Below are 18,925 nucleotides of genomic sequence, written 5' to 3'. Positions count from 1 at the left end.
TGAATGGGCGCAACAGCAACAGCAACAGCAACAGCAACCAGCGGCAACGAGGCGCAGGGCGCGCTGATCCGCTTCGAAGGCATCGGCAAGACCTTCGGGCGGGTGCGCGCGCTCGCGGACATCGACTTCGCGTTCATGCGCGGCGAATGCATCGGCATCGCGGGACACAACGGCGCGGGCAAGTCGACGCTGATGGCCGTGCTCGCAGGCGTGTATACGCCTACGCAGGGCCGCATCGAAGTGGACGGCCGCGAGGCGCCGCATTACGACGCGAATGCCGCGCGCGAGGCCGGCGTGCGCTGCGTGTTCCAGGAACTCTCGCTCTGCCCGAATCTGACGATCGCGGAGAACATGACGGTCGTGCATCCGCAATTGCGCGGGCGCGGCTGGCGCAAACGCGCGACCGCGCTGATGCGCGAGAAGCTCGAAGAGATCTTTCCGGGCAACGGACTGAAAGGCAATGAACTCGTCTCCGACCTGACGCTCACGCAAAAGCAGATGGTCGAGATCGCGCGCGGCTTCACGGTCACGGATACGCCGGTACGTCTTCTGATTCTCGACGAACCGACTTCATCGCTCGATGCGCACACCGCCGATCAACTGCTCGACTTCGTGCAGCGCGCGGCGCAAAACGGCATCACGTGTCTGCTCATCACGCACATGCTCGGTGAAATCGAGCGCGTGGCGGACCGCGTGATGGTGATGCGCGACGGCGGCATCGTCGGCGTGTTGCCGCGCGAGCAGTCGAGCCGCGCGTCGATCATTCAGGCGATGGGCCAGCAGCTCGAAGCGGAAAAAACGCCGGCCGCCGTGCGCGAGCGCAGCGCGCGCAGCGACGACAAGCCGTTTAGCTGGCACGTCGGCGCGAAGAAACATACGGTCATCGAAGCGTCGCGCGGCGAGATCGTCGGCTTCGCGGGACTCGCGGGGCAAGGCCAGACCGAGGCGCTGCTCGCCATCTATGAAGCGGCGACCAAGCGCGGCGCGTCTCGCGTGAAGGCGGCGTTCGTCGCCGGCGATCGCGGGCGCGACGGCGTGTTCCCGGTCTGGTCGATCGCGCAGAACCTCGACTTGCGGTGGCTGCTCGGTGGCGCGAAAGCCAAGCGCGGTCTGGTGGATCTCGCGGCGGCGCGCGCGCTCGTCGAGGCATGGCGCACGAAGATCGGCATACGCGGCGCGTCGATGAACGCGGGCATTCTGTCGCTCTCGGGCGGCAATCAGCAGAAGGTGCTGTTCGCCCGCGCGCTCGCATCGGATGCGCAGCTCATTCTGATGGACGACCCCACGCGCGGCGTCGATGTCGGCACGAAGCGCGATATCTATCGCCTCGTTCACGACGAAGCCGCGAAGGGCCGCACGTTCATCTGGTACACGACAGAAAACGAGGAGCTGTCGCACTGCGACCGCACGTATGTGTTCCGTTCGGCGGCCGTCACGCGCGTGCTGCACGCCGACGAATGCACGGAAGAAGCGCTCCTCGCCGCGAGTTTCGAGGAGCAGGCCGCATGACCCCCGCACGCACGACGTTTCAGGGCACGCAAGCGCGTCTGCGCGCGCTGCTTCCCGCCATCTCGCTCGTCGCGGTGCTGGTGCCCATTCTCATTATGCAGCCGACGGTGATGAGCTACTTCGGCTCCAGTCTGCTGCTGAATCTCGCCGTGCCGATCGTGCTCGCGACGCTCGCGCAACTCGCGATTATCACCGTCAACGATCTCGACTTGTCCATCGGTTCGTTCGTGAGTCTGGTCGCCTGTATCGGCGCGACGCTGCTGGTCAAGCAACCGTGGCTCGGCACGCTCGCGCTCGTCGGCTGCGTGCTCGCGTATGCGGCCGTCGGCGCGTTGATCGAACTGCGGCAGATTCCGTCGATCGTGGTGACGCTCGGGCTCTCGTTCGTGTGGAGCGGGCTTGCCATCGTGCTCCTGCCTTCTCCGGGCGGCACGAGCCCCGGCTGGCTCGGCACGGCGATGGGCTACCAGACGCCGTTCATCGCCGCGCCTATCGTGTGGTCGGTGCTGATCGCCGTCATCGGGCACTTTCTGCTGATGCGTACTTCGGCCGGCGTGCGCATTCGCGGCGCGGGCGGCAATCCGCGCGCGATGCGCCGCTTCGGCTGGTCGCTCGTGCGCAGCAAGGCGACGCTTTACGGCATAGCAGGCATTTTCGGCGTGCTGTCGGGGCTCTCGCTGCTCGGCCTCACGACTTCCGCCGACGCCAACCTTGCGCTGCGCTACACGCTGCTTTCCATCGCGGCGGTGATTCTCGGCGGCGGCGAGTTCGTCGGCGGGCGCGTGTCCGTCATCGGCGCGGTGCTCGGCGCAATCACGCTGACGCTCGCGGCATCGTTTCTGGCATTTCTCAACATCTCGGCGGACTGGCAGGTCGGCATGCAGGGCGCGATCCTGATCATCGTGCTGTCGTTGCGCGTGCTGCTGCAACGCGGGGAGCGGCAATGAAGACGCAGACATCGGGCGAGGCGATCGCCAACAACGAAACCGCGTGGACGCGGCTCAGAAGCCTTCAGGCGCCGTGGGCGTGGTCTTTCGCGGGCACGGTGCTCGTGTGGTTCGCGATCGTCGGCATCTTCGGCTTCGGCATTGCGAGCAACGTCGCGCAGACCGCGCTCACCTACGGCGTGTTCATGGTGCTCGTCGGTCTCGGGCAGATGCTCGTCATCACGTCGGGCGTCGGCAACATCGACCTCTCGGTGCCGTCGACCATCGCGCTTGCGGGCGTCGTCGGCATGCACGTGATGGGCGGTGAGAACGGACACATTCCGCTGGGCGTGGCGGCGGCGCTCGGCGTGGGCGCGGCGATCGGCATCGTGAACTATCTGCTGATCCGGCTGCTGCGCATTCCGCCGATCATCGCGACGCTGTCCTCGAGCTTCATCATTCAGTCGATCGCCATCACGCAAGGACGCCAGCTTCCGCCGCCGCCGCCCGCGCTCGGCGCGTTCGCGACGGGCCGGCTCTTGCATGTGCCGTATATCGCGCTGCTCGCGCTCGCGTTGTCGGTGGCGCTCGCCGTGCTGCTGCATCGCGCGGTGTATGGCCGCCGGCTTTCCGCCATCGGGCAGAACGCGCGGGCCGCGTGGCTCGCGGGCGTGAACGTGCATCCGACGCGCTGCATCGCGTACGTGCTCTGTTCGATGATCGCGGCGCTGACCGCGCTCTTGCTCGCGGCGACGTCGGGCGGCGCTTCGCTCGACATGGGCGTCGAGTACATGCTGATCTCGATTGCGGTCGTCGTGATCGGTGGCACGCTGGTGACGGGCGGCAAGGCGACGATTGCCGGCGTGTGGGGCGCGTCCATGTTCCTGTTTCTGACGAACGCCGCGCTCAACGCAGTCGGCGCGGATGCGGGCGTGCGCGCGATCGTCTACGGCGTGCTCATCATCGCGGTGACGGTGGCGGCGGGCGGCAAGACGGCGCGCTGATCCGACAATTTCGATCCACAGAATCGATCCACAGAAGGGACGAGGAGACATGAAACCGAGCGACTACGAAGTGCATGATCCGCGATTCAGGCTGCTGCTTCAGCCGAACGCGTTTCTTTCCAAAATCACCGACGAATGCCTGTGGGCCGAGGGGCCGGTGTATTTTCCGGCGACGGACCTGCTCATTTGGAGCGACATTCCGAACAACCGCATGCTGCGCTGGGCGCCCGGCATGGGCGTGGGCGTGTTTCGCGCGCCGTCGAACTACAGCAACGGCAACACGCGCGACCGCGAAGGGCGGCTCGTCACCTGCGAGCATGGCGCGCGGCGCGTGACGCGCACGGAGCACGACGGCAGCGTGACCGTCATTGCTTCGCACTTCGAAGGAAAGCGGCTCAATTCGCCGAACGATGTCGTCGTCGATTCGAAGGGCGACATCTGGTTCACCGATCCCGACTACGGCATTCTGAGCGACTACGAAGGCTATCGGGCGGACAGCGAGATCGGGCGATGCAACGTGTACCGCGTGTCGTCGCAGAGCACTGAAGTGCAGCTCGTCTGCGACGACTTCGTGAAGCCCAACGGCCTGGCGTTCTCGCCGGATGAATCGCGGCTCTATATCGCGGATTCCGCGGCCTCTCACGACGACGAAGCGCCGCGTCATATCCGCGTGTTCGACGTATCGAGCGAAGGCGCATTGCGCAACGGGCGCGTGTTCATCGAAATGCAAAGCGGCGTGCCGGACGGCATGCGCCTCGACGAGCACGGCAACGTCTGGACGAGCGCGGAAGACGGCGTGCACTGCTACGCGCCCGACGGCACGCTGCTCGGCAAGATTCTGATACCGGAGGTCGTCGCGAATGTGACCTTCGGCGGCATCAATCGCAATCGGCTGTTTATCGCGGCTACGTCGTCTATCTATTCGCTTCATGTCGGCGTGCGCGGCGCGGGACGCTGACACGCCAGCACATCAAATCAAGAACCGGAGACAAGCATGAAGATCAGGAAACTCGCGTTGGCGCTGTGCATGGCATCAGCATCGGTGGGCGCGTCGGCGCAGGTCGCGACGGGCGATACGTCCTCGATGAAGATCGCGCTTTCGAACAACTATGCGGGCAACAGCTGGCGTCAGCAGATGCTCAAGAGCTGGTCGAACGTGGCGGACCCCGCCGTGAAGCAGAAGATCGTCGCGGCCGCGCCGAGCTACACGACGGCCGAGAGCCAGGCCACCGAGCAGGTCCAGCAGATTCAGAACCTCATTTTGCAGGGCTTCAAGGCGATTGCGGTGGATGCGGTTTCGCCGACGGCGCTCAACGGCGTCATCAAGCAGGCGTGCGGCGCGGGCGTGACGGTGGTCTCTTTCGACGGCATCGCGACCGAGCCGTGCGCGTATCGCATCGCGGTCGATTTTCAGGGCATGGGCCGCATGCAGGTGGATTATCTGGCCAAGCGCCTGAACGGCAAGGGCAATCTGCTCGAAATTCGCGGGCTGGCGGGCGTGTCGGTGGATGACGAGATCCATCAGGGCATCGTCGATGAACTGAAGAAGTATCCGGGGCTGAAGATCGTCGGCTCGGTGCACGGCGATTGGACGCAGACCGTCGCGCAAAAGCGGGTCGCGGGCATTCTGCCGACCTTGCCGAAGATCGATGGCGTCGTCACGCAGGGCGGCGACGGCTATGGCGCGGCGCAGGCGATCAAGGCGGCGGGACGGCCGACGCCGATCATCATTCTGGGCAACCGGCAGGAAGAGCTCGCGTGGTGGGCCGATCAGAAAAAGAGCGGCTACGAGACGATGTCGGTGACGATTCCGCCGGGCGCGTCGTCGTTTGCGTTCTGGGTGACGCAGCAGATTCTCGCGGGCAAGAAGGTGCCGCACGATATCCGCATGCCGGTGCTCGAAGTGAAGCCTGATGAACTGGATGCGGTGCTCGCGAAGACGCCGGCCGGGGCGTTGGCGAACAAGGAGTACACGCGCGAGGAAGTGGTCGCGGTGGTTGATGGGAAGAAGTAGGGCGAATCAGTAGAAAAGCGAGGCGCGCGAGTGCATCAATGCGCGTCTTCGCTGCCGCCCGGCGCCTGAAGCGCGAGAGCGTTGGGCCGAAGCCAGTAAGGCGATTGCGGACAGCGGCGAAGACGCCATGGCGATGGGCGAATTCCCGAACGCCGACGACGCAGAGTTGACGTGGTAGCGCGGTGAACGCGGCGCGACGCGCTCGCCGCCCGCTCACGCGTACAAAATCTCGATTCCGTTCGCTTTAATCCAGTCCACGAATTCCCCGCCGAGTCCTTCGTCCGTCACCAGATAATCGATCCGGTCGATCGCCCCAAAGGCGGCAAATTCGCGCTTGCCAAACTTTCTGGAATCCGCCAGCAGGTAGACGGTCTTCGCTGCATCGATCATCGCGCGCTTGACGTGCAGGTCGATGAAGTCCGGGTAGGAGATGCCCGACTCCATCGACACGCCACCCGCCGCGAGAAAGAGCTTGTCGACGAACATCCCCTCGAAGAACGTCGAGGCCTTCTCGCCCGACACCGCGATCGTCTCCGGCTTGAAGATGCCGCCCGTGAGCATCACGCGGTTGGTCGGCTCCGCGCCCAGCAGAATGGCGATATTGAGCGCGTTGGTCACCACGCGCAGGTTCTGCCGGTCCAGCAGGTTCTTCGCGAGTTCCGTCGCGGTCGCGCCGCAATCCAGAATCACGGAATCGCCGTTCTCGATCAGGCTCGCTGCCTTCTTGCCGATCATCGCTTTCTCAGGACTCGTCGGCAGCACGGGCGTCTCGTAGGTGCGCCGCGCGCCGTCGCTTTGCGTTGCCTTCAGCCGCACGTTGCCGTGCACGCGCTCGACGCGTCCTAGCCGCTGCAACTCGTCGATGTCCTTGCGGATCGTCGGCATCGACACGCCGAATTCGCTGGAAAGCTCCGAGAGCTTCACCAGTTTCGCGGTCTGCACGCGTTCGAAAATCTTCTCGGTCCGGGTTCGTTGATCCATTTTTGATTTTCCTGCGCAGGCGCTGCATGAACGCGCCTCTCCAGTGCGCATTGTGCCTGATCAGAAGATCGGTGGTGCTTCACTAGGTGTTTTCCCTTTTTCTTTGATTTCTCTTTGACTTTCGAAAGAAACTAAAAGAAACTTCCTTCAAGCAAACGGGAAGTCTGGGAGCAGGGAATGGAAAACCCCTTCAAGCAGTCCGGCGACGCGCTTCATCGCCGGGCGCAAGAGATCCGCAAGAAAATCTGCGTGATGAACGCGACGGCCAAGAGCGGTCACACGGGCGGCGACATGTCGGAGGCCGACATTCTCGCGGCGCTCTATTTTCATGTGATGCGTTATGAAGTCGATGCCGAGCGCAAGGTGCGCTGGCATGACGAATTCATTCTGAGCAAAGGTCACGGGGTCGGCGGTCTCTATTCCTGCTTCGCGGAACTCGGGTGGCTGAACGACGAAGAACTGCTCACGTATCTGAAAGACGATTCGCGCCTGCCGGGCCACCCGGTGCGCCAAAAGCTGCCGACGTTCGTGACCGTCAATACCGGCGGTCTCGGTCACGGCTTTCCCATCGCCGCGGGTCTCGCGATGGCGAAGCAGCGTCACGCTTCTAAGACGGAAGGCGCCACCGGCCGCGTGTTCGTGCTGACCGGTGACGGCGAACTCGAAGAAGGCTCGAACTGGGAAGCCGCGATGGCGGCGGCACACTTCGAACTGTCGAACCTCGTCGTGATCGTCGACCGCAACCGGCTTCAGCTCGCCGACTTCACGCACAACATCATGGACCTGGACCCGCTCGACGAGAAGTTTCGCGCTTTCGGTTTCGAAGTCCACGACGTCAATGGAAACCAGCCCGATGCCATTTGGAAACTAATGGAAAGTCTCGACTACGACAATCGGAAGCCGAAAGTCGTCATCGCGCACACCATCAAGGGCCGAGGGGTGTCGTTCATGGAGAACGTGCCGGCGTGGCATCACAAGTTCCCCGACGAAGACCAACTCAAGCAGGCGCTGAAGGAGCTCGACCATGCGTGAACTCGCTGACTTGCGCGACGGCGCGGTGAACGCGATCACCCGGCTGACTGCGGCCGGGCAAGACATCATCGTGATGGTCGCGGATTCGACGTCGACCTCGAAGATCGGGCCGTACCTTGAAAGCTATCCGGACCGCGTCATCAATGTGGGCATCGCTGAGCAAAACATGGTCGGCATGGCGGCGGGGCTCGCGCTCGGCGGACACATCGTGTTCACGGCGAACGCCGCGCCGTTTCTCGTCGGACGCGCCAACGAACAGGTGAAGAACGACGTCTGTTACAGCGCGACGAATGTGAAGATGCTCGGCTTGAACGCGGGCGTCGCATACGGGCCGCTCGCATCGACGCATCACGCTATCGACGACCTGTCGATCATGAGCGGCTTCGGCAACGTGCAGATTTTCGCGCCCTGCGATGAGGCAGAAGTCGCGCAAATGATCGACTACGCGGCATCGGTAGAAGGGCCTGTCTACATCCGCCTCGACAATGCGAAATTTCCCGTGGTGCATGACGCCTCATACCGCTTTCTGCCGGGCCGTCCCGATGTGCTGATCGAAGGATCGCGCGTCGCGGTGATTGCGCTGGGATCGGTCGTCGGCGAGGCGCTCGACGCATGCGAAGCGCTTCAGAAAGAGGGCGTCGTTAATCCGACGCTGGTGAACCTTTCGTCGCTTCGGCCGCTGGATCAGGACGCGCTCGCTTCGATCATCGAGCGTCACGAGACCATCGTGACCGTCGAGGAGCATTCGCTGCACGGCGGCATCGGCGCGACGGTCGCGTTGCTGATGGCGAGGCGGCAGATCGGGCGGCCGCTCACGACCCTCGGCATCACCGAAGGCGAGTTCGCCAAGTACGGCACGCGCAAGGGCATCCGCAAACACTATGGCATCGACGCGGCCGGTATCGCGAATGCCGTACGCGCGCACTGCGCTCAATAAGAGAGGAGACGGGAATGAGCATTCAGTACGACATGTCGCTGCGCCACGGCGTGGACTTTGACTTCCGGCTCGATGGCAAGGTCGCGGTGGTGACGGGCGGTCTCGGCGGCATCGCCATGGCGACGAATGCCGCGCTGATCGCGAAGGGCGCACGCGTCGCGATTCTCTATCCGAGCTTCGAAGAACCGCGCGTGCAGGCCGCCATCGAAGAACTCGGCGCGAACAACGCGAAAGCCTTTGCCTGCGATGTCGCGAATGAGGCTGACGTCGAGAAGGCCATTGCAGCGGCTAACGACCATTTCGGCGCTCTGCACTTACTCGTCAATGCCGCAGGCTGCATCACGCTGACGCCCGCGGAAAACATCGGCTACGACGAATGGCAGCGGCAGATCGGCGTGAATCTCACCGGTCCCTTCCTGTGCTCGAAGCACTTCGCGCGCGTGGTGCTGGCAAGCGGTCACGGCGGCAAGATCGTGAACATCGCGTCGCAGGCTGCGACCGTCGCCATCGATCAGCATTGCGCGTATACGTCGGCGAAAGCGGGCCTTATCGGCATGACCAAGGTGCTCGCGAAGGAATGGGCGCCGCGCGGCATTACGGTCAACACGGTCTCGCCGACCGTCGTCTTGACGCCGATGGGCGCGGCCGCATGGGAAGGCGAGAAGGGCGAGAACATGAAGAAGCTGATCCCTGTAGGGCGCTTCGCCTATACCGATGAAATCGCCGCCGCGATTCTCTTTCTGCTCTCGAACGGCGCCGACATGATCACGGGCGCCGATATCATGATCGACGGAGGCTACACGATCGCCTGAGCCAGTCCAACGCTGTCGAAGAAAGACAAACAAACCGGAGACAACAACATGTGGAAGAAGCTTGCAGTTGCAGCAGCGGTGGCCGTTTCGTTCGCCGCCGCGTTGCCGGCCACCGCCAATGCGGCAGGCCAAGGCACCATCGCGATTCTCGTCAATGCGCTCGACAATCCGTATTACGCAGCCGAAGCGAAGGGCGCGGATGCAGAAGCGAAGAAGCTCGGCTACGACACCATCGTGCTTTCCCATGGCGAAGACGTGAACAAGCAAAACGAGCTGGTCAATCTCGTCATCGGCAAGGGTGTGAAGGGCATCATTCTCGATAACGCCGATTCCAACGCGAGCGTCGCGACGGTGCGCGCAGCCGCGGACAAGAAAGTGCCCGTGGTGCTGATCAACCGCGAGATTCCGAAGGACGGGATCGCCATTGCGCAGTTGAGCCATAACAACCTGCAAGCGGGTACCGAGGTGGCGCAGCGTTTCGTGGAAGCCATCGGCGAGAAGGGTGAGTACGTCGAACTAACGTGCAACCTCGCGGACAAAAACTGCGTGACGCGCTCGCAGGCGTTCCATCAGGTGCTGGACCAGTATCCCGATCTCAAGATGGTCGCGCGTCAGGATGCGAAGGGCGCACTTTTGCCCGGCAAGCAGGCGATGGATTCCATCTTGCAAGAGCATCCGAACATCAAGGGCGTGATTTGCGGCAATGGCCCGGTTGCGCTCGGCGCGATTGCATCGCTGGACTCGGCGGGACATAAGGACGTGGTCGTCATGGGCATCGACGGCAGCAACGACGAACGCGACTCCGTGCTCGCGGGCAAGCTGAAGGCCACCGTGATGCTGCAGGCGCAGGGCATCGCGATTCACGGCGTCGATCTGCTCGACAAATACATCAAGACCGGCAAGACCGGCGAGCAGGAGCGTCAGCTCACGCGCGGCATTCTCATTACGAAAGACAACGCTTCGCATGTGAAGGACTTCTACTACAACAAGTAGTACGCGTTGTTGCTCCGTGCGGGCGCGGCAAGGGCTGCGCCCGCACATGGCTTGTCATGTGAGGTCGAGGTCGTCATGGTTCATCCCGTATTCGCGCGCTGGCGGCTGGTGTCGATGCTTTGCGTCGTCAGTCTGCCGGCGTGCCACGTCGTCACCGATATCGAACTTGCGGATATTCGCGCGCAAGGCCAGCACAAGGGTCCGGACGCCGCAAAGATTTTGAACGACCAGTTGGTTCCCTACGCGGACAAGAACGCGAAGCCGGCGGCGCAGGTCATCAGCGCGCTGAACCAGAATTTCGACGATGCCTGCAAGCAATACGGATTCCGTCAGAGCAATGCTTTCCCGTGCAACTTCTGGCTGCGCGTGCAGGGCAAGGTGACGAAGATCGATTCGACGTCGCGCGTCGGCAAGGCGTACGTGGAAGTGGCGCCCGCGAACGGCGGCGATCCCGTTCAGATCGCGCTCGAAACAGGTCCGGTGGTGATCGGCACGGGCGTGCGCGACGGCTTTCCCGGCGTCAAATACAGTGACTTCGACGACCAGACGCGCTTTGCCGCGTTCGGTCAGGAATTGAACAAGCTCGTCGTGGCGCGGGTGCAGAGTTCGCTCAAGCTGAAGGTCGGCGATCCGGTCGATGTCTCTGCCGTCTATAGCAGTTGGAGCGAGCCTGCAGGCGAGATCCGCGCGATTCCGGTGGCCTGGAAATGAACGAGAATCAGCATACCGCCCGCACGATGAACCCCGTCAACGTAATCGAAACGCGCGGGCTGTCGAAGCAGTATCCGGGCACGGCGGCGCTCGTCGATGTGGACTATAAGGTGCGGCGCGGCAAGGTCAACGTGCTGATCGGCGAGAACGGCGCTGGCAAGTCTACGCTGATGAAACTGCTCGCGGGCGCGGAAACGCCGACCTCGGGCGAGATCTGGATCGACGAGAAGCTCGCGCAGATCACCGATGTGCGCAGTGCGGAGCAGCACGGCATCGGCATCATCTTTCAGGAGTTGAATCTCTTCCCGGACATGACGGTGGCGGAGAACATCTTCGCGGGCAACGAGATCACGAACTCGGGCGTGATCCGCTCGAAGATGGAGAACCACCAGGCGAAAGTGCTGCTCGACCGGCTGAACATCGCGATCGATCCGCGCACGCGGCTCGGCGATCTGTACGTCGGTCAGCAACAGCTCGTGGAGATAGCGAAGGCGTTGTCGAAGCACATCAAGGTGCTCATCATGGATGAGCCGACTTCCGCGCTCTCGAAGACGGAAGTGGAGATTCTCTTCAAGATCATCGGCCAGCTCAAGGAAGAGGGCGTGACGGTGATCTATATCTCGCATCGCCTCGAAGAGATCATGGCGATCGGCGATTGCATCACCGTGCTGCGCAACGGGCGGCTCGTGGCGGAGAACGATATCGCCAACATCGACATTCCGTGGATTATCGAAGCGATGGTCGGCTCTTCGAAGAAGCGTTTCGCCTTCGAGCAGCACGAAATCGGCCGCGAAGTGCTGAAGGTGAAAGACCTCGCGCTCAAGCGTTCGAACGGGATCTATGCGGTCGATCACGTGTCCTTTACCGCGCGTGCCGGCGAAGTGATCGGCATTTACGGATTGATGGGCGCGGGCCGCACCGAGTTGCTCGAATCGCTACTTGGCGCGAATCCCCTCGCGCTTGGCGAGATAGAACTCGCAGGCAAGGCCATCGAAGACTTGCCGATACCGAAGCGCATCGAGGCTGGCATCGCGCTCGTGCCGGAAGACCGCCAGAAGCAGGGCATGGTGCAACTGATGACCATACTCGAGAACATGACCCTGTCCAGCCTCGGCAAGTTCACGCGGCGCTTCGTCGGTGCGCTCACGCGCGACAAACAAGTGGAAGCGGCCAACGACATCGTGAAGAAACTGGCCATCAAGGCTGCGTCCGTCGATGCGCCGATAACGTCGCTATCCGGCGGAAACATGCAGAAGGTCGTCATCGGCAAGGCGCTGTTGACGAAGCCCAAAGTGTTGTTGATGGACGAACCGACGCGCGGCATCGACGTGGGCGCGAAAGAAGACGTCTACAAGACGATCAGCTTGCTCGCGCGGTCGGGCATCGCCGTGATCTACGCGACATCGGAGCTGGACGAAGCGATGGCCGTGTCCAACCGCGTCTTCGTGATGGCGAGCGGCAAGCTGACCGCCGTGCTCGACCGGCCCCAATTCGACAGTGAACGCATCGTGCGCGCATCGACGCCCGCGACTGCCGTAGTGTGAGGCAACCGAGATCCGAACCATGAATACACCCAACAGCAGCAACCCGCCGGTCACGCCGGTGCATGCGAAGCACAACCGGCACGGCGCCTATGTGGCGTCGCGCGTCGCGGTCAATCTGCTCAAGCTGCGCATCTTTATCGCGCTATTCGCGATCATCATCGTGTTCTCGCTCGCCACCGAGAGCTTCCTCTCGACCGGCAACCTGCTCATCATGGCGAAGCATGTCACCGTGGTGGCGATTCTTTCCATCGGCATGACGCTCGTGATCCTGACGGGCGGTATCGACTTGTCGGTGGGCTCCATCGTCGGCATTAGCGGCATGGCGGCGGGATACCTGTTGCTCGAAGGCGTGAAGATCGGGCATCACATCGTGTTCTTCAATCCGTGGGGCGTGACGATCATCGCGTGTTTGCTGGGCGCGTTGATCGGCGCGGTGAACGGTTACCTCATCACCATGCTCAACGTCGCGCCGTTTATCGCGACGCTCGGCATGCTGTATGTGGTGCGCGGCGCGGCGCTGCTGGTTAACAACGGCAGCACCTTCGCGGACCTCGAAGGCAATCCGGCACTCGGCAACACGGGCTTTGAGTTCATCGGCAACGGCACGATTCTCGGCCTCTCGATGCCGGTGTGGATCATGCTGGTGCTCGCGGCCATTACCATCTTCGTCGCGCGCAAGACGCCGCTCGGCCGCCGCATTTATGCCATCGGCGGCAATGAGCAAGCGGCGCGATTCTCGGGAATCCGAACGAATCGCGTCAAGCTATTCGTCTACATGTTCTCGGGATTCTGCGCGGCGATTGTCGGACTCGTGATCACGGCGCAGTTGCAGACGGCGCACCCGTTGACGGGACAGACCTATGAACTGAACGCCATCGCGGCGGTCGTGCTCGGCGGCACCGCGCTCATGGGGGGACGCGGCACGGTATTCGGCTCCGTCGTCGGTGCGTGCGTGATCAGCATTCTGGGCGACGGCATGGTGATGTGCGGCATCAGCGATTTCTGGCAAATGGTCATTAAGGGCCTCGTCATTATCTTCGCGGTGGTCATCGACCAGTTGCAGCAGCGGCTTCAGTCGCGCATGGTCTCGCTGACCGCGTGAGGACTAGACCATGAGCCATATTCTCGCCATTGATCAGGGCACGAGCGGCACGAAGGCCCTCGTCTTCGACCAGACCGGACAGGTTCATGCGCGCGGCTTCGCGCCGGTTACATGCACCACGCCGCGCGCGGGCTTCGTCGAACAGGATACGAATGCGTTGTACGCATCCGTGCTGAAAGCCGTGGACGAATGCCTGAGTGGATTCAAAGGCGACATAGCGGGCATCGGCATATCGAATCAGCGCGAGACGGTCGTCTTATGGAACGCGAAGGGCGAGCCGATCGCCCCAGGCGTGTCGTGGCAATGCCAGCGATCGCTCGGCATCTGCGAACGGCTCAAGCGCGACGGCTTGCAGCCGCTCATCGCACAAAAGACGGGCTTGCTGATCGACCCGTATTTTTCAGGCACCAAACTCATCTGGCTCAACGAGAACGATGAACGCGTGCGCGCGCATATCGCGGCAGGCGACGCGTACTTCGGCACGGTCGATAGCTGGCTGCTGTATCGGCTGACGAACGGCGCGGCGTATTGCACCGACGTGACGAATGCGTCGCGCACCATGCTGCTGAATCTTCGCACGCTGGAATGGGATCGCGAACTCATCGAGACGTTCGGCCTGCAAGGACTGCGCTTGCCCGAGCTTCGGCCGTCTGCGTCCGACTTCGGCATGACCGATTTCGACGGCCTGCTCGCGGCGCCATTGCCTATTCTTTCGATGATCGGCGATTCACACGCCGCCGCCGTCGGCGAAGGGTGCCTGAGTCCCGGTGTCGCGAAGGCGACGATGGGCACGGGATCGTCCATCATGATGAACGTCGGCGGGAAGGCGCGCGAGCCCGAACACGGCCTCGTCTCGACGCTCTGTTTCGCCACCGACAAGCGCGTGGACTACGCGCTAGAAGGGATCATCATCAGCGCGGGATCGACGCCCGCGTTTCTGAAGGAAAAGCTCAACCTGTTCGACGATTTCGCCAAGGCCGAGCAGGCCTTCACCGAGTACGACAACGGCGGCGTATTCGTGATTCCATCGTTCTCGGGCATCGGCTGTCCGCACTGGAAGTATCCGGGCGGCGCGCAGATCGTCGGACTCAACTTTTCGACGTCGTGGCAGCACGTGGCGCGCGCGGCGTATGAATCCATCGTCTATCAGATCAAGGACGTTATCAACGTGATGGAGCAGGCGGCCGACGTGCCGCTCGCGCAGTTGTACCTCGACGGCGGCCTCACGCAGCGTCCGTTTCTTTTGCAATTTCTGTCGGACACGTTGAATCGGCCTGTCAGCACGCTCGCGGTCAGCGAGATTTCGGCGTCGGGCGCGGCGGCGCTCGCGGCGTATCAGGCGGGCATCGTGGCATCGCTCGACGATTGGCAGACGCATCGTGTCGTGGCACGACGCGTCGAGCCGGGCAGCGGTGTCGAAGCGGCTGCGGAGAATCATGGGCAATGGCTGCGATGGATCGAGCGTCTTTAACTCCCGGAGAATCTCAGTGGCGCAACAATTGAAGCGGTTCGAGAACAAAGTCGTGGTCGTGACGGGTGGCAGTCGTGGCATCGGTCTCGCCATTGCGGAGCGGTTCGCGCAGGAAGGCGCGAAGGTGTGCGTCAGTGCGAACGAAAAGAGCGTTCACGATGCGGCCGCCCGTCTGCGCGAATCGGGCTTCGACGCGCTTTCCGTCGAAACGGACGTGACGGATAAGGCTCAGGTCGTCGCACTGTATGAGGAAGTCGCGAGCAAGCTCGGCGAAGTGGACGTGTCGGTGCAGAACGCGGGGGTCATCACCATCGCCAAGTTGCCGGACCTGACTGAAAGCGAGTGGGACAAGGTCATGGCCGTAAATACCAAAGGCGTTTTTCTGTGCTGCCAGGAAGCGGCCACCCGCATGCTGCGCGCAGGCAAAGCGGGGCGGCTCATCAACACGGCGTCGGGTCAGGCGCGGCAGGGTTTCGTCTACACGCCGCATTACGCTGCGAGCAAGTTCGGCGTGCTCGGCATCACGCAGAGTCTCGCGAAGGAACTCGCGCCGACCGGCATCACGGTGAACGCGTTCTGCCCGGGCATCATCACGACGGACATGTGGTCGTATAACGACGAAGCGTGGGGCAAACTGCTGGGCGATTACAAACCCGGCGAGTTGATGGCCGAATGGGTTGCGAACATTCCGATGAAGCGTGCCGGCAATGGCGGTGACGTCGCGGGCCTGGTGACATTCCTGGCCTCGGACGACGCCGCGTACATCACCGGTCAGACGGTCAACGTGGACGGCGGCATGTTCATGTCGTGATGCGATGATGAGCATGTGTCGTTCGGGATGACTAAGTAAACGTCGACGCGCAACGCTGCGACGTGCGCTTATGATCCGGCCTCATATCGATAGGCGAAACCAGGGCTGTGCGTTCCGCAAGGCGCGTCCTATACTGTTCCCCCTGACCGACACTCTCCCCCGGCGCCCCAAGCATGCCGCGAACTCCCCGCATTTCATCGCCTTCCGCGAATACCGACAGAACTGCATCGCCATCGCGCCGTCGGATGTTGCGCGGTCTCGCAGTCTCGGCAGTGGTGGCGCCGAGCGCCAACGCTGCGTCCTCGCTGTTGCAGCCGCTCTCGGTTCAGCCGTGGACGCGCACGCCCGGCGCGCCGATTCTCGAACATCCATATGGCGTGCCGTCGCCGCACGAAGCGAACGTCGTGCGGCGCGCGGCCCGCGCGTTCCCCGTGCCGGGCCAGGCTTCGTCGCTGACGCCGCTCGCCGATCTGCATGGCGCGATCACGCCGAACGGGCTCGTCTACGAGCGGCATCATGCGGGCGTGCCCGACATCGATCCGGATCAGCATCGGCTTGCGATTCACGGTCTCGTGCGCGAGCCGAAGCTCTTCACGATGGACGACTTGCTGCGGCTGCCATCCGAATCGCGCGTGTACTTTCTGGAATGTTCGGGCAACACCGCAAGCGAATGGAAAGGGCCGAGCGGTCTGCCGGTTCAGATGACGCACGGCTTGTTGTCGTGCTGCGAGTGGACCGGCGTGCGGCTTTCGACGCTGATCGGAGCCGCAGGCGGTCTCGCGGCCAGTGACGGTCAGACGCCGCGCTGGATGCTCGCGGAAGGCGCCGACGCCGCCGCGATGACGCGCAGCCTGCCGCTCGATCGCATTCTCGACCGCGCGCTCGTCGTCTATGCGCAGAACGGCGAGCGCCTGCGGCCGGAGAACGGCTATCCGCTGCGGCTCGTGGTGCCCGGCTTCGAGGGCAATACGAACGTGAAGTGGCTGCGCAGGCTGAAGTTCGTCGACGCGCCGCTGGAAACGCGCGAGGAAACGTCGAAATACACGGACCCGGTCGCGAACGGGCAGGCGCGCCAGTTCGTGTTCGAGATGGATGCGAAATCGGTCATCACGCGGCCGTCGCCGGGGCATCGGCTCACGGTTCACGGCTATTACCCGATCATCGGACTCGCGTGGTCGGGGCGCGGCTCCATTCGCAAGGTCGAGGTGTCGACCGACGGCGGGCGCTCATGGCAGGAAGCGCAACTCGACGGCCCGCCGAAGGATCGCGCGTTGACGCGTTTTCATGCAGGCTGGGTCTGGAACGGCGAGCCTGCCGCGATTCTCTCGCGCGCCACTGATTCGACCGGCTACGTTCAGCCGACGCGCGAGGCGCTGGTCGCCGCGCGCGGGCTGAACTCGTATTACCACTACAACGGCATTCAGCAATGGCGCATCGGCGCCGATGGCAGCGTGAAAAATGCATAACGCCCCGGCTTTGAAGCATCGTCTGTTGCGGCCGTTGATGATCGGCGTCGCTGCGGTATCGCTCGCTGCTTGTAGCACGCCCACACGCGATGACGGCGCGCAGAACGCGCTCACGCACGACCCGACCCAACGCGCGGCCATCGACGTCATCGGCACGCCGTTGACCGCGACGGAAATCGCCGCATGGAACATCGATGTCGCGCCCGATGGCCGTGGCCTGCCCGCAGGCAGCGGAGACGTGGCGACCGGCGCGCACATCTTCGCCGCGAAGTGCGCCGCGTGTCACGGCGCGAACGGCGAAGGCGGCCTGGGCGACCGGCTCATCGGCGGACGCGGCACGCTCGCGAGCGACAAGCCGGTGCGCACGGTCGGCAGCTACTGGCCGTATGCCACGACGCTCTTCGACTACATCCGCCGCGCGATGCCTTATAACGCGCCGCAATCGCTGAGCGCAGACGAGGTGTACGCGTTGAGCGCATGGATGCTCAACCGCAACGGCATCGTGCCCGACGACGCGCGGCTGGACGCGCATTCGCTCGCTGCCATCCGCATGCCGAATCGCGACGGCTTCGTGCCGGACCCGCGGCCGGGTCATCTGTGATGTCGCGCGCGCTCGCCTAATGCGATGAAACGTACTCCGCGCCGGCAAACGGCGGCGGAACGGCGAAGCTCTCGCGCATGCGCTTCGTTTCGGCGGCCGGCGTCGTTCCGAAGAGGCGCTTGAATTCCCGATTGAATTGCGAGGCGCTCGCATAGCCCACTGCATGACACGCCGCCTCCGCCGTCATGTCCTGACGCACCATCAAGAGACGCGCCTGATGCAGCCGCGTCGACTTGAGATACTGCATGGGCGACGTGTGCGTGATGGCCTTGAAATGACTGTGGAAGGTCGGCACGCTCATGCCCGCTTCGCGCGCCAGTTGCGTGAGATTGAGCGGCTGCGCGTAGGTCGCGTGAATGCGGCGCAACGCCTTGCCGATCTTGCCGAACTGCCCCTGCATCGCGAGCGCCGAGCGCATCGCATGACCTTGCGCGCCGGTCAGCACGCGAAAGTACAGCTCACGCACCAGCGCGGGACCGAGAACGGCTGCATCGAGCGGCCGGCTCAACGCTTGCAGAAAGCGCAGGACCGACAGGCGCAAGTCGGCATCCATCGGACTCGACATCATGCTTTGCGGTGGTTCCGCGCGCGCCGGCATGTGATGACGGTCGATCTGAATCATCAGCTCTGCCGCCACCTGAAAATCCAGATGCATGTAGATGGCCAAGAGCGGATGCTCGGGCGTCGCGTCGGTTTCCATCGTGAAGGGCACGGGCACTGCGACGGCCAGATAATGCAGCTCGTCGTACAGATACACCTGATCGCCGAAATAGCCGCGCTTGCGTCCCTGACAGACGATCACGATGCCCGGATCGTAGAGCACAGGCGTGCGCGACAACGCGCGGTCCGAACGCAGGATGCGCACGTCGGGTAGCGGCGTCAGGTTGTAGCCTTCATTGGGCGCCAGTGCGCGCAGCAGGTCCACGATACGCTCGCGCTCGTCCACGGAGGACTGCGCGACCTGGCGGAAAGCGGCGGCGGTCTTTCTCGATGACATGGAAGGCGACGATA

Annotated in this window: 18 protein-coding genes; 16 read left to right on the top strand and 2 right to left on the bottom strand. The window is 63.2% G+C overall.

Going from position 1 to position 18,925, the window contains the following annotated elements:
- Positions 1-3 precede the first annotated feature (3 nt).
- Genes LDZ24_RS22515 through LDZ24_RS22495 form a run of 5 tightly spaced genes read left to right on the top strand, consistent with a single transcriptional unit; the run spans position 4 to position 5,453 of the window.
- Entirely contained in the window at positions 4-1,509 is a 1,506-nt protein-coding gene (locus LDZ24_RS22515) for a sugar ABC transporter ATP-binding protein (RefSeq protein ID WP_248323441.1), read from the top strand.
- Positions 1,506-2,456 carry an ABC transporter permease gene (locus tag LDZ24_RS22510; protein ID WP_175943370.1) on the top strand — a complete coding sequence of 317 codons (951 nt, stop codon included), beginning with the start codon at positions 1,506-1,508 and terminating at the stop codon, positions 2,454-2,456. The genes LDZ24_RS22515 and LDZ24_RS22510 overlap by 4 nt, the downstream gene beginning before the upstream one ends.
- Positions 2,453-3,439, top strand: coding sequence for an ABC transporter permease (locus LDZ24_RS22505; RefSeq protein WP_248323440.1), 987 nt, complete (start codon positions 2,453-2,455; stop codon positions 3,437-3,439). The genes LDZ24_RS22510 and LDZ24_RS22505 overlap by 4 nt, the downstream gene beginning before the upstream one ends.
- Positions 3,440-3,488: 49 nt before the next feature.
- Positions 3,489-4,397, top strand: coding sequence for an SMP-30/gluconolactonase/LRE family protein (locus LDZ24_RS22500; RefSeq protein ID WP_248323439.1), 909 nt, complete (start codon positions 3,489-3,491; stop codon positions 4,395-4,397).
- Between the two features lie 36 nt (positions 4,398-4,433).
- Positions 4,434-5,453, top strand: a complete 1,020-nt coding sequence (locus tag LDZ24_RS22495) for an ABC transporter substrate-binding protein (RefSeq protein ID WP_248323438.1) — start codon at positions 4,434-4,436, stop codon at positions 5,451-5,453.
- 213 nt (positions 5,454-5,666) lie between these two features.
- Here LDZ24_RS22495 and LDZ24_RS22490 read toward each other — a convergent pair whose 3' ends face one another.
- On the bottom strand, positions 5,667-6,434 hold the full coding sequence (locus LDZ24_RS22490) for a DeoR/GlpR family DNA-binding transcription regulator (protein ID WP_248323437.1): 768 nt from the start codon (positions 6,432-6,434) through the stop codon (positions 5,667-5,669).
- Between the two features lie 177 nt (positions 6,435-6,611).
- On the opposite strand from LDZ24_RS22490, the gene LDZ24_RS22485 reads away from it, so the two are divergent.
- The 11 genes from LDZ24_RS22485 to LDZ24_RS22435 all read left to right on the top strand — a co-directional run bounded on the left by LDZ24_RS22485 (position 6,612) and on the right by LDZ24_RS22435 (position 17,914).
- Complete coding sequence (locus LDZ24_RS22485; RefSeq protein ID WP_244851035.1) at positions 6,612-7,466, top strand: transketolase; 855 nt, start codon at positions 6,612-6,614, stop codon at positions 7,464-7,466.
- Positions 7,459-8,403: a transketolase family protein gene (locus LDZ24_RS22480; protein ID WP_248323436.1), complete on the top strand. Its 945-nt coding sequence runs from the start codon at positions 7,459-7,461 to the stop codon at positions 8,401-8,403. The genes LDZ24_RS22485 and LDZ24_RS22480 overlap by 8 nt, the downstream gene beginning before the upstream one ends.
- Before the next feature lie 14 nt (positions 8,404-8,417).
- On the top strand, positions 8,418-9,215 hold the full coding sequence (locus LDZ24_RS22475; protein ID WP_248323435.1) for a GolD/DthD family dehydrogenase: 798 nt from the start codon (positions 8,418-8,420) through the stop codon (positions 9,213-9,215).
- A gap of 48 nt (positions 9,216-9,263) precedes the next feature.
- On the top strand, positions 9,264-10,208 hold the full coding sequence (locus LDZ24_RS22470) for a D-ribose ABC transporter substrate-binding protein (protein ID WP_248323434.1): 945 nt from the start codon (positions 9,264-9,266) through the stop codon (positions 10,206-10,208).
- A gap of 75 nt (positions 10,209-10,283) precedes the next feature.
- Positions 10,284-10,919: a DUF2291 family protein gene (locus tag LDZ24_RS22465; RefSeq protein WP_248323433.1), complete on the top strand. Its 636-nt coding sequence runs from the start codon at positions 10,284-10,286 to the stop codon at positions 10,917-10,919.
- On the top strand, positions 10,916-12,463 hold the full coding sequence (locus tag LDZ24_RS22460) for a sugar ABC transporter ATP-binding protein (protein ID WP_248323432.1): 1,548 nt from the start codon (positions 10,916-10,918) through the stop codon (positions 12,461-12,463). The genes LDZ24_RS22465 and LDZ24_RS22460 overlap by 4 nt, the downstream gene beginning before the upstream one ends.
- Positions 12,464-12,482: 19 nt before the next feature.
- A complete protein-coding gene (locus LDZ24_RS22455) occupies positions 12,483-13,565 on the top strand; it encodes an ABC transporter permease (protein ID WP_248323431.1) in 1,083 nt (360 codons plus the stop codon).
- A 10-nt stretch (positions 13,566-13,575) separates the two neighbouring features.
- Positions 13,576-15,036 carry an FGGY family carbohydrate kinase gene (locus tag LDZ24_RS22450; protein WP_248323430.1) on the top strand — a complete coding sequence of 487 codons (1,461 nt, stop codon included), beginning with the start codon at positions 13,576-13,578 and terminating at the stop codon, positions 15,034-15,036.
- A gap of 16 nt (positions 15,037-15,052) precedes the next feature.
- Positions 15,053-15,847 carry a glucose 1-dehydrogenase gene (locus tag LDZ24_RS22445; RefSeq protein ID WP_208454799.1) on the top strand — a complete coding sequence of 265 codons (795 nt, stop codon included), beginning with the start codon at positions 15,053-15,055 and terminating at the stop codon, positions 15,845-15,847.
- Positions 15,848-16,020: 173 nt separating this feature from the next.
- On the top strand, positions 16,021-17,313 hold the full coding sequence (soxC, locus tag LDZ24_RS22440; RefSeq protein WP_248323429.1) for a sulfite dehydrogenase: 1,293 nt from the start codon (positions 16,021-16,023) through the stop codon (positions 17,311-17,313).
- Positions 17,306-17,914, top strand: a complete 609-nt coding sequence (locus LDZ24_RS22435) for a c-type cytochrome (RefSeq protein ID WP_248323428.1) — start codon at positions 17,306-17,308, stop codon at positions 17,912-17,914. Before soxC ends, LDZ24_RS22435 begins: the two co-directional genes overlap by 8 nt.
- Before the next feature lie 16 nt (positions 17,915-17,930).
- Here LDZ24_RS22435 and LDZ24_RS22430 read toward each other — a convergent pair whose 3' ends face one another.
- A complete protein-coding gene (locus LDZ24_RS22430; protein WP_248323427.1) occupies positions 17,931-18,911 on the bottom strand; it encodes an AraC family transcriptional regulator in 981 nt (326 codons plus the stop codon).
- Positions 18,912-18,925: the final 14 nt, after the last annotated feature.

Origin of the sequence: Caballeronia sp. Sq4a (genome assembly GCF_023170545.1) — a bacterium.
Taxonomy (GTDB): Bacteria; Pseudomonadota; Gammaproteobacteria; order Burkholderiales; family Burkholderiaceae; genus Caballeronia.
This window is presented reverse-complemented; position numbering and strand designations above follow the sequence as displayed.